Annotated in this window: 18 protein-coding genes; 2 read left to right on the top strand and 16 right to left on the bottom strand. The window is 57.5% G+C overall.

Features of this window, described 5'->3' with window-relative positions:
• Positions 1-106 precede the first annotated feature (106 nt).
• The 14 genes from JL015_RS25670 to JL015_RS25605 form a co-directional block, all read right to left on the bottom strand.
• Positions 107-1,519 carry an undecaprenyl-phosphate glucose phosphotransferase gene (locus JL015_RS25670; protein ID WP_201020455.1) on the bottom strand — a complete coding sequence of 471 codons (1,413 nt, stop codon included), beginning with the start codon at positions 1,517-1,519 and terminating at the stop codon, positions 107-109.
• Positions 1,520-1,532: 13 nt separating this feature from the next.
• Positions 1,533-2,759 (bottom strand): glycosyltransferase family 4 protein, encoded by a 1,227-nt coding sequence (locus JL015_RS25665; protein ID WP_201020454.1) that lies wholly within the window; start codon positions 2,757-2,759, stop codon positions 1,533-1,535.
• A 77-nt stretch (positions 2,760-2,836) separates the two neighbouring features.
• Entirely contained in the window at positions 2,837-3,952 is a 1,116-nt protein-coding gene (locus tag JL015_RS25660; RefSeq protein WP_201020453.1) for a glycosyltransferase family 4 protein, read from the bottom strand.
• A 179-nt stretch (positions 3,953-4,131) separates the two neighbouring features.
• Entirely contained in the window at positions 4,132-5,454 is a 1,323-nt protein-coding gene (locus JL015_RS25655; protein WP_201020452.1) for a hypothetical protein, read from the bottom strand.
• A gap of 67 nt (positions 5,455-5,521) precedes the next feature.
• Positions 5,522-6,757, bottom strand: coding sequence for a glycosyltransferase family 4 protein (locus JL015_RS25650; protein WP_201020451.1), 1,236 nt, complete (start codon positions 6,755-6,757; stop codon positions 5,522-5,524).
• The gene (locus JL015_RS25645) at positions 6,754-7,755 is read right to left on the bottom strand and encodes a glycosyltransferase (RefSeq protein ID WP_201006630.1); all 1,002 of its coding nucleotides are present in this window, start codon (positions 7,753-7,755) and stop codon (positions 6,754-6,756) included. The genes JL015_RS25650 and JL015_RS25645 overlap by 4 nt, the downstream gene beginning before the upstream one ends.
• Positions 7,756-7,875: 120 nt before the next feature.
• Entirely contained in the window at positions 7,876-8,385 is a 510-nt protein-coding gene (rfaH, locus tag JL015_RS25640; protein WP_201006628.1) for a transcription/translation regulatory transformer protein RfaH, read from the bottom strand.
• 4 nt (positions 8,386-8,389) lie between these two features.
• Entirely contained in the window at positions 8,390-9,178 is a 789-nt protein-coding gene (locus JL015_RS25635) for a WbqC family protein (protein WP_201020450.1), read from the bottom strand.
• Positions 9,179-9,229: 51 nt separating this feature from the next.
• On the bottom strand, positions 9,230-11,446 hold the full coding sequence (locus tag JL015_RS25630) for a polysaccharide biosynthesis tyrosine autokinase (RefSeq protein ID WP_201020449.1): 2,217 nt from the start codon (positions 11,444-11,446) through the stop codon (positions 9,230-9,232).
• Positions 11,447-11,899: a low molecular weight protein-tyrosine-phosphatase gene (locus tag JL015_RS25625; RefSeq protein ID WP_201020448.1), complete on the bottom strand. Its 453-nt coding sequence runs from the start codon at positions 11,897-11,899 to the stop codon at positions 11,447-11,449.
• Positions 11,889-12,821 carry a glycosyltransferase family 2 protein gene (locus JL015_RS25620; RefSeq protein ID WP_201006621.1) on the bottom strand — a complete coding sequence of 311 codons (933 nt, stop codon included), beginning with the start codon at positions 12,819-12,821 and terminating at the stop codon, positions 11,889-11,891. Before JL015_RS25620 ends, JL015_RS25625 begins: the two co-directional genes overlap by 11 nt.
• Before the next feature lie 3 nt (positions 12,822-12,824).
• Positions 12,825-14,339 carry a lipopolysaccharide biosynthesis protein gene (locus JL015_RS25615; RefSeq protein WP_201020447.1) on the bottom strand — a complete coding sequence of 505 codons (1,515 nt, stop codon included), beginning with the start codon at positions 14,337-14,339 and terminating at the stop codon, positions 12,825-12,827.
• Positions 14,340-14,344: 5 nt separating this feature from the next.
• Positions 14,345-15,466 (bottom strand): DegT/DnrJ/EryC1/StrS family aminotransferase, encoded by a 1,122-nt coding sequence (locus tag JL015_RS25610; protein WP_201020446.1) that lies wholly within the window; start codon positions 15,464-15,466, stop codon positions 14,345-14,347.
• Positions 15,467-15,522: 56 nt separating this feature from the next.
• On the bottom strand, positions 15,523-16,314 hold the full coding sequence (locus JL015_RS25605) for a hypothetical protein (RefSeq protein ID WP_201020445.1): 792 nt from the start codon (positions 16,312-16,314) through the stop codon (positions 15,523-15,525).
• Between the two features lie 829 nt (positions 16,315-17,143).
• On the opposite strand from JL015_RS25605, the gene JL015_RS25600 reads away from it, so the two are divergent.
• Together JL015_RS25600 and JL015_RS25595 are read left to right on the top strand one after the other, a co-directional pair.
• The gene (locus tag JL015_RS25600; protein WP_201020444.1) at positions 17,144-18,322 is read left to right on the top strand and encodes a cysteine desulfurase family protein; all 1,179 of its coding nucleotides are present in this window, start codon (positions 17,144-17,146) and stop codon (positions 18,320-18,322) included.
• A 54-nt stretch (positions 18,323-18,376) separates the two neighbouring features.
• Positions 18,377-20,176 carry an aminopeptidase P family protein gene (locus tag JL015_RS25595; RefSeq protein WP_201020443.1) on the top strand — a complete coding sequence of 600 codons (1,800 nt, stop codon included), beginning with the start codon at positions 18,377-18,379 and terminating at the stop codon, positions 20,174-20,176.
• Between the two features lie 25 nt (positions 20,177-20,201).
• On the opposite strand, the gene JL015_RS25590 is transcribed toward JL015_RS25595, so the two are convergent.
• Together JL015_RS25590 and rhtA are read right to left on the bottom strand one after the other, a co-directional pair.
• Positions 20,202-20,516, bottom strand: coding sequence for a hypothetical protein (locus tag JL015_RS25590; RefSeq protein WP_201020442.1), 315 nt, complete (start codon positions 20,514-20,516; stop codon positions 20,202-20,204).
• A 193-nt stretch (positions 20,517-20,709) separates the two neighbouring features.
• Positions 20,710-21,594: a threonine/homoserine exporter RhtA gene (rhtA, locus tag JL015_RS25585; RefSeq protein ID WP_201020441.1), complete on the bottom strand. Its 885-nt coding sequence runs from the start codon at positions 21,592-21,594 to the stop codon at positions 20,710-20,712.
• Between the last annotated feature and the right edge of the window lie 472 nt (positions 21,595-22,066).

Raw genomic sequence — 22,066 nt, 5'->3', positions numbered from 1 at the left:
TCAACATTTCTCTGCGGGTTCATGTCTTGTGCGTGCACATACCTCCCTCCGGGTATGGGCGCCCGGAATCCTTTCGTTTCGTTTGGGGTAAGGTCTGTCGAACCGGTCAGAAGGCGTTCTTGTTGAGAAAGCCTTTGAACAGGGTCAACAGGATGATTTTGAGATCCAGCCAGACCGACCAGTGCTCGATGTATTCCAGGTCGAATTCGACACGTTTCTGCATCTTGTCCAGCGTGTCGGTTTCGCCGCGCCAGCCATTGATCTGTGCCCAGCCGGTAATGCCCGGCTTGACCTTGTGCCGCAGCATGTAGCCGCTGACCTGCTTGCGGTATTGCTCGTTATGCGCGACGGCATGGGGGCGGGGGCCGACAATGGACATGTCGCCGCGCAGCACATTCAGAAACTGCGGCAGTTCATCGAGGGATGTCCGGCGCAGAAAAGCCCCCAGCGGTGTGATGCGCGCATCGTTGCGTGTGGCCTGACGCACGACTGCCCCGTTTTCCTGAACACTCATGCTGCGAAATTTCCAGACCATGATCGGTCGCCCGTCCAGGCCGTAGCGCCGCTGGCGAAACAGGATCGGGCCAGGTGACGTCAGCTTGATCGCAATGGCAATCAGCAACATGGGCAGGGCAATCAACAGCAGAATCAGGATCGACAGCAGAATATCCTCGGCCCGTTTGACCAGGCTCCAGGCGCCATCCATGGGCGAGTCGAAAATGCTGATGCTGGCCAGGCCATTGATACTTTCGCTGCGCGCGTGCAGCAGCTCGAACATGAAGACATCCGGGATCAGGTACACCGAGGCGGTGGTGTCGCTCAAACCTGTGATCAGCTCACGCAGGTGTGGCTCACCGCTGAATGCCAGAGTGATGTAAACCTTGTCGATCCTGCCTTCTCGGGCGTCGTCGACCAGTTGTTCGAGATTGCCCAGCACCGGTACATGATGATCGTTGTTGTTGAGTTCCATCTGGCGGGGTTGCGAGTCGTAGAAGCCCAGCAGATTCAGGCCCATCCACGGCGCGCTGGAAATGGACTGTGCCAGACGGGCTCCGACCTGGCCGGTGCCGACAATCGCTACGCGCCGGGTATTGAAACCGTGACGCCGCAAACCGTGCAGGACCCTGCGAATCAGCAGCCTGTAACCGCACAAGGCTGCCAATACCAGCGCGAACCAGGTCATGTGGCTGTTATCGGGCATCCGGAAACTGCTGAGCAGCAAATAGTCTACGGACAGCAGAATAACGAACGTCAGTGCCCAGTAATTGAAGACCTTGGCCAGCTCCCGCAGGATGCGTTCGCCGCGCCATGATCCATAGAGTTGGTGAAACTCGCTCAGCCAATGGAAAACCAGCACGGCCAGGATGATCTGGAACCAGACTTCGGCGCTGCTGGCGGCCGGTTGTTGCTGACTCTGCCAATAGCCGATCAGCACAATGATTGTCAGATCCAGCAGACGATGAGCCACTGACAAGGCTGATTGGTGGGCATGCAGGATGCCGCGGACTGGGGTGCGCATTTAGTGGGCTCGCTCAAACGGATTCGGCTGGAACGACTCGGGGCGACACTTCGCTGTTGATCAGGCTCGCACTGTTCGGATTCAGCCAGTGCCGGGTCGGCAGTTGGGTCAACTGCGTGGCGCTCAGGCGGCTCTCGACGAACGACAGCATTTCCTGTTCAAAACGCCGGACCGAGAAGCGCTCGGCGTTGGCACGGCAGGCCTGGGCACTGATGAGCGATTGCGCGGACTCGAATTCGGCCACGGCGGCGATCAGCGATGCCACGTTCTGCTGCCGATAGAACACGCCGGTGGGGTGAGGTTGGTCCAGCCCGTGGACGGTTTCCAGCACGCCGCCCTTGCCGAAGGCAATCACCGGTGTGCCGCAGGCCTGAGCCTCCACCGGGCTGATGCCGAAATCCTCTTCGGCCGCGAACACGAAAGCCTTTGCAGCGCGCATGTGTTCAAGCAGTACGGCCGCTGGCTGGAAACCCAGCAGCCGGACGTTGGGTGCCTTGCTGGCGATGGCCTGGGCCTTGGCCATGTCCGGGCCATCGCCCACCACCACCAGTTGCTTGTCCGGCATGGCGGCAAAGGCTTCGATGATCATCGGCAAACGCTTGTAGGGCACCATGCGTGAGGCGGTGAAGTAATAGTTCTGTCGAGTACCTTCCTGAAAGGTGAAATTCTGTGTGTCCACTGGCGGGTAGATCACGGTGGATTCACGGCGGTACGCCTTGCGGATCCTGGCGCCAATGAAGCGGGAGTTGGCGATGAAATCATCGACGCCGGTTGAAGTGCGTTGATCCCACATACGTATGTAGTGCAGCACCAGGCGCGCCAGTTTGCCCTTGAGGCCCTTGTTCAGGCCCGATTCGCGCAGGTATTGATGCTGCAGGTCCCAGGCATAGCGAATCGGCGAGTGGATATAGCTGACGTGCAACTGGTCCGGTCCGGTGAGCACACCCTTGGCCACGGCATGGCTGCTGCTGATGATCAAGTCATACTCCGACAGATCCAGTTGCTCGATGGCCAGCGGCATCAATGGCAGATAGCGCTGATATCGGGTTCTGGCTCCTGGCAGATTCTGGATAAAGGTGGTCCTGGCGACCTTGCCGCCCAGATGGGCGCGGTCTTCGTCGCTGAGAAAGTCGATGACCGCAAACAGGTCGGCTTCTGGCCAGATGTTTATCAGTGAAGCCAGCACGCGCTCGGCACCGGCATAAGTCACCAGCCAGTCGTGGACGATAGCAATTCTCATGGAGATTCCTTGCTCTGTAGCTCGCTCTACTTCAGGCGCAGGCTGATCGCGTCTTGGCGTGGCAGTTTTATTGAGATTCAGCTTTTTCCCGAAGGGGATTCCGACACGGAGCGGGTATTGGCGGCGTGTTGAGGGCATGAGCCCAGCAGGGCATCGATGCGTTGTGACAGACGCTTGGCCGAGCTTTCCCACGAAAAGCGCGTCACGTTGTGCAAGCCTTGGGTACGCAATGCCTTGCGCAGCGGTTCATCGATCAGCACACGCTGCATGGCGGCAGCCATGTGGCTGACATCCAGAGGGTCGAAATACAGGGCACTGGCTTGCAGCACTTCAGGAATCGATGCGGCATTGGCTGCCAACACCGGGCAACCGCAGGCTTGCGCTTCCAGCGGTGGAATCCCGAAGCCTTCGTACAGTGACGGGAACACGAAGGCGGTTGCGCCCTGATATTGACTGATCAGTTCGGCATCGCTGAGCCGTCCCAGAAAGCGGATACGCGGGTCCCGGCAGGCCAGGCGTTGCAGGTCCGGGTCTGCAAATACACCATGGGCACCGCCGACGATGTGCAGCTGGACATCTTCATGGCCGCGCAGGCTCATGAAGGCCTGGATCATGCGATGGAAGTTCTTGTGCGCACTGGGGGAGGAGACTGCCAGCAGGTATTTACCGACGTCTTCAGTGGGAGGCTGAGGTGTGAACGACTCGCTGACTGCTGCGGGCAGGACCAGGATTTTCTTTTCCGGGAAGCCGTAGAACCTGGAAATCTCGCCCTTGGAAAAACTGCTGCTGGTCACCAGGGTCTTGATTCGCGAAAGCATGATCGGGGTGATGATCCGGTAGACGGTCCTGAAGATTCGCGTGTAGCTGTGCGGGAAGCGTGCATAGGTGATGTCGTGGTGCGTTGCAATCTGATTGCTGTACAACATCGGCCCGGTGCTGCAGGTCGAGAGCAACAGCGGGCTGCCTTGGCGGCGCAGGTACAGCGGCAGGTCGAACTGCTCCCACAGATGGCCGCTATTGCGACCGATGCAACGCACTTCCAGCGCCTTGGCGCTTTCATGGCGCTTGATTCCGTGCGGAGAGACAAAAACCACATCGTTGCGTATTTCCTTGAGTGCCAGGCATAACTGCTCTGCGAAGCGCTGAACCCCGCCTATTTCCTGGGTAAGAAATCGGGCATTGATAAAAATCATTAAGTGCATCCTGCAAGGTAGTGGGTGGTGTGTGTTCGCTTGACGTACTGATGCTGATCAGTTGAGGCACAAACAAAACCTGTGGGGGGCAGCTTGCTGGCGAAAAAGGCCTGAAAACCGGCAGATAAACTGCGTCTGAAGTCGCCAGAAAGCTGCCTCCCACAAAGTGATTTATCCCTTCAGTGTGCGTCGTGAGCGAATAGCGCTGGTCTTGTGCCCAGACTGATTATTTTTGGAAACTCATCGATGGGAACCTGGGCCGAACAGCGCGAGTCATTGCAGTTCCAGGGGATATCGGTGTCGAACTGGCCCTTTTCGGGCTGGCCACTGTCGATCATTCGCACGGTGCCGTGCTGCATGCTGCTGGCTTCCACGTGGGTCAGCCTCGGTACGCCGGTGGTCCAGGCCACCAGTATCTGTTCTGCACCCTTGGCGAATCTCAGTAGATAGGTGCTGTCGAGTTCGCGGCTTTTGTCGGCGTCATAGCGGTATTCGAGAATCGTGCTGCTGATGGCCTTGAGCGTCAGGTAGGCCGGTTTGAGGCTCAGGTCATACTTGAGCAGGCCGAAGTTCTGCTGCGGGTCATTGCCGTCCCGACCGCTGTCGATCAGGCCGTACCACCACAGCCCCTTGATGTCCGGCACGGTCTGGGCCAGGAAAAAACTTCGGGCCAGAAAGGCCGCCTGGGTCTGTTCGCTGATGCCGCATTTGCCGGTATTGGTGGGCCAGCCCATTTCCGTCAGGTACAACGGCACGGGGCGCGCTGCCAGGGTTCTGAGATCGGCATCGATCCAGCGCAGCCAGGCGATCCAGCGTTCGGGCGTGTGGCGTTCTTCGTGGCGGCAATGCACGTAAGGATGCAACGACAGCCCGTCGACCTGATTCAGCAGGCCGTTCTGGATCAGCCTGTCGGCGAACCCGAGGTCCATGCCCAGGCTGGTCACCGCACCGGCCAGTATCGTCACCGGCTGTTTCTGTTTACGGATGCGTGTGACGGTTTCTTCGATCAGATTGTTGTAGTCCTTGGTGGCCCAGGCATCGACCGGGTTGTCCCGGTCCCACTCATTCCAGATTTCGTAGAGATCGACGCTGTCGGCCAGCTCCCGGCTGACAAAGCTGACGTAGTTGCCGAATGCCAGGCTGACGGGCGGCTGGCGAGGCTTGGCATAGTTTTCGTAAAACGGGTTTCCGTAACCCAGCACCAGCAAGGGTCTCAGGTGGTGTTCCTGAGTCTTGCTCAAGTACTCTCGCCAGGCCGGATCGATCCGCATAAAGCCGCGCCGGGGTTCGACCGTGGTCCAGTAGGCGTCGTCCCTGACCGAATTGACCCCTGCTTCCTCCAGCAGTCTCAAGACCTTGGCCGAAGAGCCGTTGTCATTCATCAACTGGGTGTCGACACCAATGATGAAAGTCTCTTCTCCCTGTGCAATACGGATCGACAGCAGCCACGGCAGGAAAACCATCAACAGTTTTCGCCAACAGGATGCAGGTGTTTTTGACATGGGTTGTCTCAATGAAGAGGCACGGTCCGGAGCACTTGCTCAGTGGGGCACGGGCCGATGGATGTCACTACGCGGTATCGGGCAAGGAGTGCAGCCGGGGCAATGTGATCCGGTCCTGCAGGGTCTGGATCAGGATGCTTTCATACTGGTCCAGCATCAGTTCCAGGCTCAGAAAACCGGCGACACTGCTACGTGCCTGAGCGCCAAGGCGTGCCAGCAGCCTGGGCTGCTGATGCAGTTTGAGCATGGCCAGCCCCAGCGAGTCCGGGTCATCGGGGCTGCACAGCAGGCCGTTGAACTGATCCTTGATGATCTCGGTCAGACCGCCCATACGGCTGGCGATGACCGGGCGGGAGTGGGCACAGGCTTCCACGGCGACCATGCCGAACGGCTCGTTCCACAGGGACGGCACGATGGCGACATCGATCTGGCTGTAGAACGCCTCGGGGTTCTGGTAACCGACAAAACTGATGTTCGGGGATGTAGCCATCGCCTTGAAACGTTGCTCGTCATTGATCTGCCCGCGCCCGGCGATCTGCAAGGTGGCGTTGAACGGCAGGTGCTGGAATTGATCGATCAGCCAGCCGACGCCTTTGGGGTCCGACAAGGTGCCGATATAACCGAAGCGCAGCGGGGCATCGGGCTCAGTTGTACGGGCTTGCGGATCATTGAGCGGGCAAGGGCTGGCGTTATAGACGACATGGCTTTTAGCGCCCCTGAAATATCCCTTTTCCTGCATGCTGTTGAGCAGGAAGCGACTGACGCCGACCACCGCGTCCACTTGCGAGGAGCGTTCGTCGTGGCCTGTGCGAAACCGCGTGCAGAGCCCGCACTGTTTTTGGCAACTATGGCCTTTCTTGAACATGGTGCTGCTTGGGCAAAGCAAGTACATGTCATGCAAGACCTGCACGACCGGAAGACCAGCCAGGCTGATTTCATCCCAGGCCGAGACTGACCAGCCCGTAAGGTTGTGACACATCACCAGATCGGGCTGCTCCAGTTCCAGTACGCGCTTTACATGGTCGCGCATGCCGGGGTTGTAGCGATCACGCAGGTGCCAGCCAAGTCGGGCCAGGCGTCCTGGCCGTTGTGCCGTGAAATGCCAGTAGGTGTTGTGCAGGCCTGCGCGATAAATCTTGATCTGGTTGAGCGCATCCATGTGCAGCCCGGCCTTGGCGGTCGTACACAGCACTGTCACGCCATGGCCGCGTTGCTGCAGGCCTTCGACCATGCGTTGCAGGATGATCTCGGCGCCACCACCGATATCCGGGGCATAAAGGCTGCTGATGAACAGGATCTTCATAGTGGATACGTCCTGTTCAGGCCCAGCACGCCGGCTTCTCCGTCACGTATGGCTTTTTCGATCAGGTTCAGGCGTTTTTCGGCATCGCAGCGGCGGGCAATCAGCCTCAGCAGGCAGAAGAATATCCAGCGATTGAGCCGATAGAGCAGCGATGAGGAAGCCCAGATATTCTTGTCGAACCAGGCCTGATTGCGCGCACCGTAATACGCACGCAGGTCCGAGCCGCCCAGCAGGTAGTTTTCATAGATATTGCTGCTGCGGGCCTTGATGTTCCAGGAGTCTTCCAGGTCATCGAGCAAGGCTTCGGGCACCAGGAAAATCCGCCCGCCACCTGCCGTGATGCGCCAGGTGTATTCGCTGTCGTCGGCATACAGCTTCAAGGCATCCAGCGGCAGCCCGATCTTCTGGTACAGGCTGCGATGGGCCAGCAAGCCGCCGTAGGTTGCAAAGGGCAGTTGCACCATGAGTGGTGTGCCTTGCAGGGCTTGAGGCCGGCCCCAGGGCAAGCGCCGCCAGATCTTGTAGGGCAGTTGCGCGATATGAAAACCGAAAAAGCTCGAGCGCCGCTGGATGGCGAAACGCTGCGGCACCCCAGAGGCAATGTCGGCCTGGTGGGTCGGACGAAATCCCAGCACCGCAGCCTTGTCCTTGCCATCGATCTGTTCACGCTGATGCAGGTACTTATGCAGGATCGAAATGGCATGGATGGTCGGAGCATTGTCATCGTCCATCAGCCAGATGTACTCGGCCCCGGCATCCAGCGCAGCTTTTATTCCCACTGCATAACCATTGGCCGAGCCGGTGTTGTCGGGCAGATAGATCACCTGTACCTGGCCGGGCCATTTGTTGCTCAAGGACTCCAGAGGTGCCACTGAAGCATTGCTGACGATAATGACACGCTCTATCTGCGGGCTTTCCAGCGAGCGACTGACCAGCGTGTGCAGGTATTTGAAACGGTCACCATAGGTGAGCGTCACCAGTGTGGTTCGGTTGATCATGGTGAGGTTCCGGGGTTGGTCGGGGGGGGGATGGCGGCCGATGCCGTTTTGCCCTGTCGCGGCCAAGGCCCCTCCCACATCATTCTGTGGGAGGGGCCTTGGCCGCGACGGCGGTTGGGTTCAGGCCCTGGCCTGCATCGGCGACAGGCTGCTGAGGGGGATCACCACTTTCTGCTGGCGTTGCAGCAGGTTGAGCAGGATCACTGCACGCTCGGTCCCGTCGGCGGCCAGGAAAATCGCTTCGACATCACAGAAACCGCCAGTGGTCACCAACACATGGTCACCCTGGGCATACATCGCTCTGGGCTTGGGGATCAGCAGGCGCTGGCGAATCTGTTCGATCAGATGATCCTGAACCGGCACCGGATGACCTCCGAACGTCACGATGCGCGCCACTCCGCGGGTTGAGCGAATCGGGTACCAGTTGTCATGCACCTGATGCATGCGAATGAACAGATAGCCCGGAAACAACTCTTCTTCGGCCTTGCCGATGCGCTTTCTGTTGTCGCTGGCGGTCAGCGGTCGATAGCACTCGAAATTCTGGCGTTGCAAGTGCTCCTGCGCCCGGCCTTCCTGCCGGGGTTTGGTCTGGATCAGGTACCAGCGTGCGGGGCTTTGGGATGTAGGCATGATGTCACTCCACTGCATGTTGTGGAGACAGGGTCGATACCGCTTCCGTCCCGATCTGGATGTAAGGGTCGTTCGCGGCCACGATTTCGTTGTCGCTGTAACGTCTCAGCAACTCCTGAATGCGCTCCAGGCTATTGAACATCAGCACATCGATGATCGACAGATTGGCCACGAAAGGGTGGGCAGACTGCGAATAGACGATCGGGTCCATCTTGAAAAAACGCAGCAGCAAGCCGTTGTGTGCGAAGTGATCGCGGTCGTACAGCTCCATGCCGCCAATGGGGTTGAGGACGGTGGTTGCCGAGAAGGTGTGCGCGATATTGATGACCCGGTCCTGCTTGTCTGTGCATGACACGAGCTTCAGATCGGAGCCGCGCAGGATCGGCGTGATGATCTGCAGGTACGCGCACAATTCGCGGATGGAGTGTTCGGCATACAGGGCAAGGTTCTGCTGCGGGAAGCGGATCAGGCGCTCGATCAACGGCATCACCTCTGCAAAGTAGGGTGCCTTGCGATAGCTCTGGGTAATCAGGCTGATGATGCGGTTGGCTTCGTCGCTGAAGTTATCGACCAGATGACGCTTCATGATCGGCAGCGCGAAGTTGTCCTTTTTCAGCGGGAAGGTAATCAGTCTGGCTTCGCCGTTGCTCAGGATCCGGTTCCGATTGACCCAGCCTGCCCGGATATATTGCAGATCGTCGCCCAGGACGAAGACATCTGCGGCTGCGATGAGCTGAAAGTAACCCAGATAGGGGAACAGGTATGGCTGCATCATTGCTATGGTCCTGGCCATGTGTAACTCCTTTAGGTGGATGGCGTGAGTGATGGGGCTGCTTGGGTTATTTCATTTTTGAACCGGGTTGTAGCTGTAGCCGTAAGCGGCGCAGTCGTAATCGGAACTCGATGCCTTGCGCACCACGGCATTGAAAATGGCACCTTTGATCAGAATGCCGTTCTGACCCAGCCTGCGTTTGCAGGCCTCGATCTCCTTGATCGTGGTCAGGCCGAAACGCGCGACCAGCAGGCAGGTGCCAGCCTGGCGACCCACCAGGGTTGCATCGGTTACCGCAAGGATGGGTGGGGTATCGACCAGGATCAGGTCATACAGCGGTGAAAGCTCGTTGAGCATTTTGCTGAAGTTGTCATGCATCAAGAGTTCCGAAGGGTTGGGGGCTGCGAACCCGCATGAAATGAAATCCAGATGACGAATCTGGGTATGGTTGATCACTTCGGTGCAGTGCAGGCGCGCAGCCAGGGTGTCGGACAGGCCGTGCTTGGGTTGCAGGCCCAATACCCGGTGCAGATAACCCTTGCGCATGTCGGCATCGATCAGCAGCACTCGCTTGCCGGTCTGGGCGATGATCGCTGCCAGGTTGCTTGAGACAAACGACTTGCCTGCGCCGGGAGACGGGCTGGAGATCATCAGCACGTTGTTGCGGGCTTCGAGCATGGCGAAGTGCAGGCTGGTACGCAGGCTGCGCAGAGACTCTATGGCCAGTTCGGTCGGTGCGGCGATGCTCAGCAGCTTCGATTCCTTGCTGGTGGAGCGGCTTTGCAGGTTTTTCTCCAGGCGTTCCTGCTGGCGGGAGTAGGGGAGCGAGGCGTAGACCGGCATGCCGATGTTTTCGATGAACTCTGCGCTTTCCACGCCGCGATAGAACGCCTGGCGAACAAATATGATGGTGATGGCCACCAGTGCCCCGAGCAGCGTAGCGATGAGCACGATCAGCTTTTTCATCGGCTTGACCGGCTTTTCGACGTTGGTGTCGGCGTTGTCGATCACTCGCACGTTACCGATGCTGCCAGCACGCAGAATGTCCTGCTCCTGGCTCTTGTTGAGCATCAGGGTGTAGGTCTGGCTGGTGACCTGCATGTCACGGGTCAGACGCAGCAGTTCCTGTTGGGTAAGGGGTAACGCTTCGATCTTTTTAAGCAGCCCTTGTTTCTGTTGCTCCAGTTGGGTCATCTGGCTCATCAGGCTGCGATAGGTCGGATGTTCACGGGTATAGAGCCGTTCCAGCTCTACACGCTTGAGCTTGAGTTCCGACATCATCGAGTCGAGCTTGACCACTTGATCGAGCACACCTTTGGTTTCGATGCTCAGGTCCACCGACTTGGCGCTGGTCTGGAAGTTGTTCAAGGCCACTTCCGACTCTTCCAGTTGCTTGCGTACCATCGGCAACTGCGAGCGCAGGAACTCCAGGCGCTGTGCGGCTTCGGCCGAACTGCGCTCGACGTTCTGCCGGACGTACAGGCGGCTGACTTCGTTGAGGATTTCATTAGCCTGTTTGGCGTCCTCGTCCTCGATGGACAGGTAAATGATCCCCGAGTCCTTGCCGGCTTCGGTGATCTTCAGGCGATTCTGGTAAATCAGTGCCGCACTCAAAGTCCGCAGCCGTGAGACGGTGAACTCCGTGCCTGGACGCGCCAGCAGATTCGCGACCTGAATCTTTACGCCGTGGCCTTCGACGGTCCGATTGGTGGCACCGTTGAGTAACAGGTTGTGGTCTTTGTCATACAGAGAGAAGGTGCCGGGCTTGCCTGCCATCAGCGTCAGGTCTTCGCCCAGCAGGTCTTCGGGGACCTCCAGTTGAAAGACGTCGATCTTCTCGCCGCCCCAGGCGTATTGATCCAGCCCCAGCAGAGGTTCTGCCAGAGCACCTTCGTATTCCGGTTTGAAGGTGCGATACAGGTAAGGACCAAATACCGGGAGAACCTTGGGCTTCTGGATCAGATTGAGTTTCAAGTCGTCGACGACCTTGCCCAGCAATGCCCGTGACTTGATCAGCTCGATTTCAGTCATGGCCTGGGAAACCGACATGGGTTTGTTGCTGACCTCCGGTGTGCCTTCGATCCCGACTTTCTTGGGTTCGATCTGGATCATGGCGTTGGCCTGGTAAATCGGTGTGGCAAGAATCGCGTAGGCCAGGCCGACCATGAAGAACAGGCTGACGATCCAGATGATCAGTCCCTTGTGGTCGAACAGCATGCGCAAGATAGTTGCCAAATCGACCCGGGTGTCCTGGTAGTAATCCAGGGAAGAACGGTTCATGACGGTCATTTATCTTGTTTCTCCTGACTGAAGATAAGGAAGCCAGTCGTCGACGCATCGCGAGAGATGCTCATAGGTCTTTTCAAAGGCTGACTGGGGCCCCCGGTAGGGGTCGGCTATTTCTTGCTTTTGTTGCCACTTGCCGATCAGAAACGTCTTGCCACGTACTTCCGGCGCCAGTTTCAGAATGTTGAGAATGTGTGGCTGCTCCATCAGCAGGATCAGATCTGCCTGACGCAGCAGTTGCCGACTCACCTGACGGGCTTCATGGCGGCGCGTCGGGACGCCATGAGCCTGCAATACGGTTTTTGCCAGTGGATCGATGGACGAGCCCGGCATCGTGCCGATCCCCGCCGAATGGATCAGTACGCCGGGTGAAGAGAGGCGGTGGCGGAACAGGGCTTCGGCCATGGGGCTGCGGCAGATGTTGCCCACGCAGACCACCAGCACATTACTGAACATGGTGCTTGCCGCTTGAAGGCATCAGCCTCTTGCCCAAGTTGACGATGAAGTTGCGTGCCACCATCAGCAGCGCCTGAAACTTGTTGCGAGGCACCAGAGCCGACAGCGAAAGGCTGACCACTTGCATCAGAAAGTGCTCATACAACTGCTGATTACCCAGCCGGTTGTAGTAGTTGGCCAGGCTTGAACAGGTCAGCAGGCTCATGTGGATCTTTCGCTTGTTGGTGCGCATGGAAAAGATCCCGCCGGGGTGCAGCCGGTAAGCGGCGGGTTTGATCTCGGCGATGAACTTGCCTTTGCCGAAAGCGCCCAGCAACGACCACCAGCACAGGTCGTTGAGGGGGGCAATCGGCGGTTTGAGTTCGGGCGGCATGCTGGAGAACACATTGCGAAAGCAGACCGTCAACGTGGAGATCCGCCGCGCCATCTGTAACTCTAGGGCCGTGGCGTCGGCCCGCAGACTGCCTTGCAACTGGATGCCATATTGGCCGTGCTCATCGAAGGCTATGGCGTCGTGATAGGTGATGACGTAATCGGGATGGCTTTCGAGAAAGTCCACCTGCAATTGCAGCTTGCGCGGATCGGTCCAGTAATCATCGGCTTCGCAATAGGCGATATAGCGGCCGCGAGCCTTGGCGAACAGTTCCGGGACACAGGGTTTGCCCTGGCGGTACTGATTCTCCTCCTGATAAAACGGGCGAATGATCGTCGGGTAGCGCTTGGCGTATTGCGCAATGATCTGCGCGGTACCGTCGGTGGAGGCGTCGTCATTGATCAGGATTTCATAGCTGAAGCTCGTCTGCTGAGACAGGAAGCCATCCAGCGTCTGGGTGATGAACGCTTCCTGGTTGTAAGCCGGGCAGATGATGCTCAATAACGGTTCGGCATTGGCAGGGCGCGTATTTTTTACAGTGGCATCCATGGCTCATGTACTCGGTTTGCTGAACAAGATGTAGATCCTCATCGCCAGCGGTTTGTAGCTTGCCGCTACCAGCGTCAGGGTGATGAAGCCACTGGCGGCGAGCCCCAGAAGCACGGTTGTGCGGCTTTGCTCAGAGATCATGCGAAACACCGGCTCGCTGCAGATCAGCCCGATGGCGGTCATCGCACTGATTCGCAGGATGTCGCGCAGCCATTGCCCATGAATGCCTGGGGCCAGATGCTGGTGAACGATCATTGGCCAGATCGCGAACGACACGACCCGCAGGGAAAAGAAGGCCAGCGCTGCGCCGTAGGCTCCCTGGTAATGAATCGCGACAAACATGACGGGCACCGTGATCACGGCGGAAATGACGCTGTACCAGATGTGCAATCTCATCTGCCCATAGGCGTATTGCAGATAGAACTGGAAAGCGCTGGCTGCCATGATTGCGCTGCCCAGTGCGTACCAGCACAGAACCGAACGCCCCCATTGAGCGGCGGCCTGATCGCCGGTCCAGGCATAGATCAGCGGTTCTGCATGCACTGCGACAATGGCGGCCAACGGAAACAGAAACGTGCAGACAAAACGGTTGGCCGCCAGAAACAAGGCATGCATGTCCTGATGACGATCTTCGGCCACCAGTACCGTCAGGCGCGGCAGCAAAGCCTGCACCAGCGGGTTGGTCAGCATCATGATGCCGGTCGTAATCAGCGCCACCAGCGAGAAATATCCGTATTGATCCAGGGGCAGTATTTCCGAGAGCAGCACCTTGTCGATCTGGGTCAGCACGATCCACAGCACGCTGCTCAGGGAGATGCTGGCGGCGAATGGAATGATCGGTTTGACCAGTTGCCAGTCGATGCCGGTAAGCCAGTGTGCAACCGGCATCTGACGCCAGGCTCTGGTAGCGAATATCAGGGTTTCGAGTGCGGCGACAACGACCTGAAACTCAAAGAAATCCTGCGGGTCCTGAGAGAAGCTGCTCACCAGCAACAGCCCGCCGAAGTAACGCAGGGTCGCGATGATGATGTTTACGGCATTGAGCCAGGCATGTTGCTCAAGCCCCTGGATTCCACTCTTGTACAGCGTCGAATACAGACGCAGGGCGATGACCACGCCCATCAGGCCGATGCAGTTGATGAGCGTCTGGGGCTGCAACTCCTGGGCATTGAGCCAGTGCATCGCAATCCATGGGCTGGCGGCGTAGACAGCCAGGGCACTCAGGAGCGCCAGCGGCAGAAACATGATCTCGAACGAGCGCAGTATCCGTCCTTGGTGCCTTTCGCTGGCTGGCGCTCCCTGATGCTGGGCTACGGCACGCACAAGGCTGGGTGAAAGACCGGCATCGAGCAATTGCAGCCAGGCCTGCATGACGGTGAAAAAACCGATCAGGCCATACGCCTCGGCGCCAAGATGGCCGAGGTAGAACGGCATGATCAGAATTCCCACCAGCATCACATAAGCCTGCCCGGCGTAATTCAGCGCGGTATTACCGATGACGGAGCGTTTGCTGAACATGGGCATCAGATGACCTGAGCAATGGCGGGGCTTTGGTAGCTCACGTTGCCCAGGCTGCATTCTTCGATCAGGGTATGAATGACCCTGTCCTGATCGTCACGCGGCAGGCCTGGGTAAATGGGCAGGCACAGCACTCGCTCGCTCAAGGCCCGTGATACGGGTTGCCCTGGTTGTGGCTGAAGGTATTCAAGGGTGTCCAGAGACGGGTAAAAATAGCGACGCGGGTTGATACTGCGGGCGTTGAGCGCAGTACGCACCTTGAGCAGGTGCTGTTCGTCCTGCAGGGCTACCGGGAAGTAGCTGTGGTTCAACTCGCTATCGGCTTCGGGCTGCTGAAGATCCAGATAGCTTTCCAGGCGCGAGCTGTAGCGATGGGCGATTTCGGCGCGTTCTTCGAGGATGTTCTCGATATTGTCCAGAATGCACAGCCCCATGGCTGCCGAGAACTCATTCAGCTTGGCGTTGATACCAATGCCGTCGATCTTGTCGACATCGGCGATACCGAAGTTGCACAGCAGGTAGGCGCGTCTGGCCAGTTCGTCATCGTTGGTGATGATCGCGCCGCCTTCGATGGTATGAAACAGCTTGGTCGCATGGAAGCTCAGGGTGCTGATGTCGCCCCGGTTGAGCACGGACTGACCGGCATGGCGCACCGCGAATGCATGGGCGCCGTCATAGACCACCTTGAGCCGGTGCTTGCGGGCTATCTGCTCGATTGCATCGACTGCGCAAGGGTTGCCGAACACATGGGTGCCGACAATCGCGCTGGTGTCGTCGGTGATGCAGCTTTCGATGTGCCGGGCCGAGATGTTCCAGGTATGGGGGTCGATATCCGCGAAGATCGGCCGGATACCTTCCCATTGCAGAGAGCTGGTGGTCGCGACAAAGCTGAAAGGCGTGGTCACGGCGCTGCCGCTCAGGCCAAGGGCGCGATAGGCGACTTGCAACGCCAGGGTGCCATTGTTGGTCAGGATGATGTGCTTGACCCCCAGGTAGTCTTTGAGCCGGCTCTCCAGCTCGCCTACCAGTGGCCCGTGATTGGTCAGCCAGCCTCGTGCGTAGATACCCTCGACATACGCCTTGAACTTGTCGATATCACCCAGGTAAGTCTTGGTTACGTTAATCATCGAAACCTCCATGTCTGTTCGTCGAATCGTGATGTTGCGGACATGAGCGCCAGCCATCAGGGCTGGCGGGCGGTCGTTTCTGGAGGGGAGACGCTGGTCTGGGCGCTGACACGTGCCGCCCGACCCTGGTTGATACCCAGGATCAGGCGGGTGGCTGTGCTGCCGCTGTGGGGATCGCCGAAATGCAGGATGGCTGTGGCTCGTTTCAACCCTGGACTGCATGGCTGGTTGGCGTGCAAGGAGCGATAGCCCCAGAACAGATAGATATTGCCGGGTTCCAGTTTCAACACTTTCGGAGCGAGCCAGCCCCGATTGATGGCGATGCAGGTCATCCAGCGACTGAAGCGGTTCTGCAACAGTGCTTTCTCGACGACATTACGCGCGACGTTACTGCGCAGTTTGCGCGCGTTGGCGAACAGCATCAGGTCGCCGCATTCTTCACCGTCGACCGGGATGTAGATCGGAATCAATGCGGTGACCAGGCTGGCGTCGAAGTGAAAACAGTTGGACTCGCGTATTCCCTGAGAGCCCTGGATGCAGCGCAATACAGGGAATATCTGCTCGCTTGGGCTTTCCTGCCGGGCAGCATGCCGGTAGAGGCCGGCCATCAGCTGTTTGAATTCAGGGTCTGACCAGAGGCTGGCCAGCAAGCTTTCGCCCAGTGCAGTTTCACCGTGATAGGCGAAGTACTCGCCCGGGTGTTTCGCGGCCCGGCTGTCGGTAAAGTCCCGCAGTTGCTCAAGGTCGGTGCTGCTTAATATGTTTTTGAGGGTAGTAAATCCATTTGCATCTATATCGTTGGCCAACTGTTGAACGTGCTGTGCATCGAATGCGGGTAGAAGTGGCATTTCAGTTACACCTTTGTTCAGGTGGTGGCGAAAAACCAAAAGCGAAACTGCTGGCCTGGTTTGTAGAGTTACTTGATGTCTGGGCACGCTACCGCCCGAATCTGTGGATTCGAGCTGGAGTACTGATGCAAATGACACCCACGCTGGCCTGATTGAACGAATCTGTTCCAGTGAAACGATTGCTTCAGACAAAGCTACCGCCACACCGAACACGTTCAGTAAATTCAAGGAGGGCATGAGTCAACAGACATCCAGCGGGGCCAGAACAAGGCTCCGTGGAAACAACTAACGTCGTGTGGGCAGAACAGATGTTACGGCTTGACCCGATCCTGCGTTTTGCTCTGTGGCATTTACGTAAAGTCCAGGATGGGTCTGACAGTCCTATATATTGGTAGCGTCAGCCATTCTGTCAAATTATTTCGTCAGCTTTCTGTTAAATAGTTGATAAACAGTTTCATGAAATAATTAAGTTGTTGATTTCAAACAGGGTCAAAAAAACAGCACGTGCCTCATAAGGGGGCGGTGTCATTTTTTAGGCGTGTTTACAGAACAGAGGGTGTAAAGTTTTTACAGAGCTGACCGAAGCGCTGAGCATAGGTCGTCTCGGACAATCTGCATCTGGAAGGCTATACCTTTTTATTCTTAAAAAGAATATATAAATAATAATTTATAATTTTTGGTTCTATATGCTTTCATGCATCATGGACCCCGTGATCTGTAACGTAGCGGGCTTTGAGAATGGCATCTCAGGGTTTGGACCGGATCGAAGGGATATGTCGATCATGTAAGCAGTTCGGGATGCCGGGCTGGGCAATTCAGAGGGCTGTACATGCAAAATTCTGCGCTGTATTTCGATTACGCTGCCACCACACCTGTGGACGAGCGCGTGATTCAGGTGATGGTCAAGTGTCTGGGGCTAACGGGCAATTTCGGTAATCCTGCTTCCAGTTCTCATTCATATGGCCAACAGGCGCGCCTGACAGTCGAATACGCTCGCGAGCAGGTGGCTGGGCTGGTAGGGGCGCAGGCCGGGCAGATTATCTGGACGTCCGGTGCGACCGAGTCCAATAACCTGGCGCTCAAGGGCGTTGCCCAGGAGCATGCGTTGCGCACGGCAAGATCCGGCGGGCATATCATTACCAGCCAGATCGAACATAAAGCCATTCTCGATACCGCCCAGCAACTGGAGGCCGGCGGTTACGAAGTCACCTACCTTGCGCCCGACGCCGATGGCCTGATCACCCCTGAGGCTGTCAGTGCGGCACTGCGCGACAATACCTTCCTGGTGTCCTTGATGCTGGTCAACAACGAGCTGGGGACCGTCAACGACATCGCCGAGATTGGCAAACGGGTTCGCGAGCACGGAGCTTTGTTTCATGTCGATGCCGCTCAAGGCGCTGGCAAGCTGGCGATCAACCTTGCCGGGCTTGCAGTGGACCTGATGTCGTTTTCGGCGCACAAGATCTATGGCCCCAAAGGTATTGGCGCACTGTATGTCGGCCCACGTGCCGAGCAGCGTGTCCTGGCCCAGATCCATGGCGGTGGCCATGAATACGGCCTGCGTTCGGGAACCCTTGCGACCCACCAGATTGCCGGAATGGGCGCAGCCTTCGCGCTGGCGGCTGACTCTCTTGAGGAGGAGATCGCCCATATCGAGCGCTTGAGCCTGCGTCTGCGTGATCACCTGGCTGATATTGCGGGTGTACGAATCAATGGCAGCCCTGCTCAACGTATCCCGCACACCTTGAGCCTGACCTTCGGCAAGAACGATCTCAATATTGCTGCCCTTGGCAACGGCCTGGCTTTTTCTTCCACGTCGGCCTGCAACTCCGCGAAGAACACACCTTCGCACGTGCTGCTGGCGCTTGGGCACAGCGCACAGGCGGCGGGCCAGACCATTCGCTTGAGCCTGGGGCGTTTCACCAGCGAGCAGGATATCGACCGCGCTGCCGAGCTGATTCGTGCTTCATTGATCCAGCCTGCATTCTGGGCGGTTGCTCAGTCTTGATTGGTGCTCCATTATCTGACCCGATATAGCGATTAAATCGGGTCAGGAGAGTCAATGAGTACGCAATCCACAGGAGTGGCAGAACGTTTGGCGCAGACGCGCGCCTTGATGAGTCGGGAACAGATCGATGCCTATCTGGTGCCATCGGCCGATCCCCATCTCTCCGAATATCTGCCCGGCTACTGGCAAGGAAGGCAATGGCTTTCCGGTTTCCATGGCTCCGTGGGGACGTTGATCATCACTCAGGACTTTGCCGGTGTCTGGGCTGACAGTCGTTACTGGGAACAGGCGACCAAGGAGTTGGCGGGCAGCGGTATAGAACTGGTCAAGCTGCTTCCCGGTCAGCAAGGCCCTCTGGAGTGGCTCGCCGAACAGGCTGGCTCTGAAAGTGTCGTTGCAGTCGATGGTGCCGTGCTGGCCGTTGCTTCTTCCCGCAGTCTGGCCAGCAAGTTGTATGCGCGTGGAGCCAGGTTGCGTACGGACATGGACCTGCTCAATGAGCTATGGAAAGACCGTCCGGCCTTGCCTGCGAATCCCGTGTTTGAGCATCTGCCTCCGCATGCCTCGATTCCCCGTGGCGAAAAGCTGACCCGATTGCGCCAGGCCATGGTTGAGCGTGGCGCCGACTGGCATTTCATTGCGACCCTGGATGACATCGCCTGGCTGTTCAACCTGCGTGGCACAGACGTTTCCTATAATCCTGTCTTCATCTCTTTTGCACTGATCGGGCCGCAGAGCGTCACTTTGTTCGTGGCTTCGGACAAGGTGGGCAATGATGTGCGCCTCAGCCTTGTGCGTGATGGCATCAACCTGCTGGAGTACACACAGATCGGTGCAGCATTGCGTGAGGTTCCCAAGGATGCGCGGCTGCTGGTGGACCCGGCGCGTGTGACCTGTGGCCTGCTCGATTACCTGGACAGTGAAGTGACGCTGATTGAAGGGCTGAATCCGAGCACCTTGTTCAAATCACAGAAAACCGAAGCCGACACCCAGCATATCCGCCATGTCATGGAGCAGGACGGCGCGGCGTTGTGCGAGTTTTTTGCCTGGCTTGAAGCAGCCTCCGGCCGTGAGCCCATCAGTGAGCTGACCATCGACGAGAAACTCACCGAAGCTCGTCAGCGACGTCCCGGCTATGTGTCGCCCAGCTTCGCTACCATCGCCGGATTCAACGGTAACGGGGCGATGCCGCATTATCGTGCGACTGCAGAAGAGTATGCGCAGATCGAGGGAGACGGTCTGTTGCTGATTGACTCCGGCGGGCAATACCTGGGCGGTACTACCGACATTACGCGCATGGTGCCGGTAGGTACGCCAAGTGCCGAGCAGAAGCAGGATTGCACGCGAGTGCTCAAGGGCGTGATTGCTTTGTCACGCGCGCACTTTCCGAAGGGCATCCTGTCGCCGTTGCTGGACTCCATTGCCCGGGCTCCGATATGGGCCGACGAAGTCAATTACGGCCATGGTACCGGGCACGGTGTCGGTTATTTTCTGAATGTGCATGAAGGGCCGCAGGTTATTGCCTATCAGGCAGCCCCCACGCCACAGACGGCAATGCTGCCGGGAATGATCACGTCAATCGAGCCAGGTACATACCGGCCGGGGCGTTGGGGAGTGCGGATCGAGAATCTGGTCATCAACCAGGAAGCGGGCAAGACCGAGTTCGGTGAGTTCCTCAGGTTCGAGACACTGACCCTGTGCCCGATCGATACTCGCTGCCTGGAAATCTCACTGCTGAGTGTGGATGAGCGCAAGTGGCTCAACGATTACCATGCCCACGTCAATGAACGCTTGAGCCCGCTGTTGCAGGGTGCTTCGCTTCAGTGGCTACAGGTGCGTACGGCAGCGGTCTGATATCTGTGTTGATGTGTCGAAGCCTTTAAGGCTTCGACGCGGATTCGCCTATTGGCGAGCTTTTCCTGCAGACGATGATCATGCTGCGGCTGGTGTAGCCTGCCGGGTTCAGGCCGAATGGATAATCGCCCGGATCTTCTACCGCGTCGCCGGATTTGGCGATAACCTTGTAGTTTTTGGACTCACAGGCGTTGGTCGCCAATTCGTAGCATTTTTCCCAGGATGAAGACAGGCCCGAGCAATTGATGTGGATACCGCGCTTGCCTTGCTTGACAGGGGGGGATGTTGCAGCGCATCCGGCCACGGCGAGTAACGCTAGTACGATAAAGATGTATTTCATGCCCTTCCTTAACTGGTCATTATTCAAAGCCAGCGTCTGGCCTGAGTTCTTGTGATCACATAATGACTTCGTAACGTGATGTCCCGATGGCAGTATCTGCGAAACGGGAAACCACAAAGGCGTAAACATGGCTCATGCGCGTGACAAATGCTAGTGCTCTGTCGCGCAAATTAATGTCCATTTTCTTACAGGCTCAATCGGCAGGTACTAATTGTGGGTTGCCGGGGGTTGATGTGAGCGTCGCGCCGATGGATGCCAGAATAATGGCCAAAATGGCCAGCCATTGAACCAGGGTCAGGTGCTCACTGAGGAAAAGGATGCCTGACAAGGCGGCGAAGACCGGTTCAAGGCTTGCCAGCATTCCGAAAGTCCGTGCGGGCATGCGGGTCAGTGCAACCATTTCCAGGCTGTAAGGCAGCGCGGTCGAAAGAATCGCGACACCCAGGGCGGCGGGTATGAGCGAAATGTCGAGCAGCGCCGAGCCGGCGTGTACCACTCCAATCGGAGCAATGAAGATTGCAGCAATGATGACCCCCAGTGCGGCGGTCTGAATCCCGTTGTCTGCTCCGGCTCTCTGGCCGAACAGAATATAAAGAGCCCAACACACTCCGGCCCCCAGCGCATAGGCCGCGCCGAGCAGGTCAATACTGGTGCTCGACTGGCCGACCGGGATGAGCAACAGCAGACCGATGACGGCCAGCACAACCCAGAGGAAGTCGATGGCTTTTCGCGAAGAGAGCAGGGCAACAGCCAGTGGCCCGGTAAACTCAAGGGCTACGGCAATGCCCAGCGGGATGGTTTGCAGTGACATATAGAAGAGGAAGTTCATCCCGCCCAGGGCAATGCCGTAAATGACCACTGTGCGTAGCGATCTTGCGGTGAGGCGTGCTCGCCAGGGGCGCAATATGACCAGAAGGATCAGGCTGGCAAAGACCAGTCGGAGCGTGGTCGTTCCCTGTGCCCCTACGGCTGGGAAAAGACTTTTGGCCAGTGAGGCGCCGCTTTGAATCGAAGCCATCGCAATCATCAGCAATCCCAAGGGAAAGATGATGGAAGCAAGGCGGTGCTTATCGGTCATTTCAGTTGTGTATCCAGGGTGATCGGGGTGGTGAGGGCAGTATAATGCTCAATAATTGACGGGTGAGCAATATATTGCGCATCTGGAGCGCTTTTCTATATAGAAGAAGTGTTCGAGAAGGTTGTTTTTGCTGAAAACCAAATTAACGGTTGACGGGCGATTTAATGTCTCTATAATTCGCCCCACTTCCGGCGCAGACGGAACTGAAAAAGCCTTGTAGATCAATAGTTTACAAATGTTTATCAGGTTCTGGAGTGGCTTTGGAAGTGCTTCGGTCGCAGCCTGATCGATAGCGGTTCGAGAAAGAGTTTGACACTGCCTTCGGGTGCTGTAGAATCCGCCTCCCGCTAACGAGCAACGCGAAGTTGATCGAAGCGCAAGTGGTTGAAGTTGCAAAGGAAACTTTGAAAACTTGTTGAAATAACCGCTTGACAGATACAGAGGACGCTGTAGAATGCGCGCCTCGGTTGAG

Origin of the sequence: Pseudomonas cichorii, assembly GCF_015471405.1 — a bacterium.
Classification (GTDB): domain Bacteria; phylum Pseudomonadota; class Gammaproteobacteria; order Pseudomonadales; family Pseudomonadaceae; genus Aquipseudomonas; species Aquipseudomonas serbiensis.
Note: the sequence above shows the minus strand (reverse complement) of the source record. Positions and strands in the feature narration are given on the sequence as shown.

Coding starts and splice junctions, on each gene's coding strand:
- JL015_RS25670 (WP_201020455.1), bottom strand. CDS start 1,519: ATGCGCACCCCAGTCCGCGGCATCCTGCATGCCCACCAATCAGCCTTG.
- JL015_RS25625 (WP_201020448.1), bottom strand. CDS start 11,899: ATGTTCAGTAATGTGCTGGTGGTCTGCGTGGGCAACATCTGCCGCAGC.
- JL015_RS25605 (WP_201020445.1), bottom strand. CDS start 16,314: ATGCCACTTCTACCCGCATTCGATGCACAGCACGTTCAACAGTTGGCC.
- rhtA (WP_201020441.1), bottom strand. CDS start 21,594: ATGACCGATAAGCACCGCCTTGCTTCCATCATCTTTCCCTTGGGATTG.
- JL015_RS25600 (WP_201020444.1), top strand. CDS start 17,144: ATGCAAAATTCTGCGCTGTATTTCGATTACGCTGCCACCACACCTGTG.
- JL015_RS25665 (WP_201020454.1), bottom strand. CDS start 2,759: ATGAGAATTGCTATCGTCCACGACTGGCTGGTGACTTATGCCGGTGCC.
- JL015_RS25650 (WP_201020451.1), bottom strand. CDS start 6,757: ATGAAGATCCTGTTCATCAGCAGCCTTTATGCCCCGGATATCGGTGGT.
- JL015_RS25615 (WP_201020447.1), bottom strand. CDS start 14,339: ATGTTCAGCAAACGCTCCGTCATCGGTAATACCGCGCTGAATTACGCC.
- JL015_RS25595 (WP_201020443.1), top strand. CDS start 18,377: ATGAGTACGCAATCCACAGGAGTGGCAGAACGTTTGGCGCAGACGCGC.
- JL015_RS25645 (WP_201006630.1), bottom strand. CDS start 7,755: ATGATCAACCGAACCACACTGGTGACGCTCACCTATGGTGACCGTTTC.
- JL015_RS25635 (WP_201020450.1), bottom strand. CDS start 9,178: ATGGCCAGGACCATAGCAATGATGCAGCCATACCTGTTCCCCTATCTG.
- JL015_RS25655 (WP_201020452.1), bottom strand. CDS start 5,454: ATGTCAAAAACACCTGCATCCTGTTGGCGAAAACTGTTGATGGTTTTC.
- JL015_RS25620 (WP_201006621.1), bottom strand. CDS start 12,821: ATGGATGCCACTGTAAAAAATACGCGCCCTGCCAATGCCGAACCGTTA.
- JL015_RS25590 (WP_201020442.1), bottom strand. CDS start 20,516: ATGAAATACATCTTTATCGTACTAGCGTTACTCGCCGTGGCCGGATGC.
- JL015_RS25630 (WP_201020449.1), bottom strand. CDS start 11,446: ATGACCGTCATGAACCGTTCTTCCCTGGATTACTACCAGGACACCCGG.
- rfaH (WP_201006628.1), bottom strand. CDS start 8,385: ATGCCTACATCCCAAAGCCCCGCACGCTGGTACCTGATCCAGACCAAA.
- JL015_RS25610 (WP_201020446.1), bottom strand. CDS start 15,466: ATGATTAACGTAACCAAGACTTACCTGGGTGATATCGACAAGTTCAAG.
- JL015_RS25660 (WP_201020453.1), bottom strand. CDS start 3,952: ATGATTTTTATCAATGCCCGATTTCTTACCCAGGAAATAGGCGGGGTT.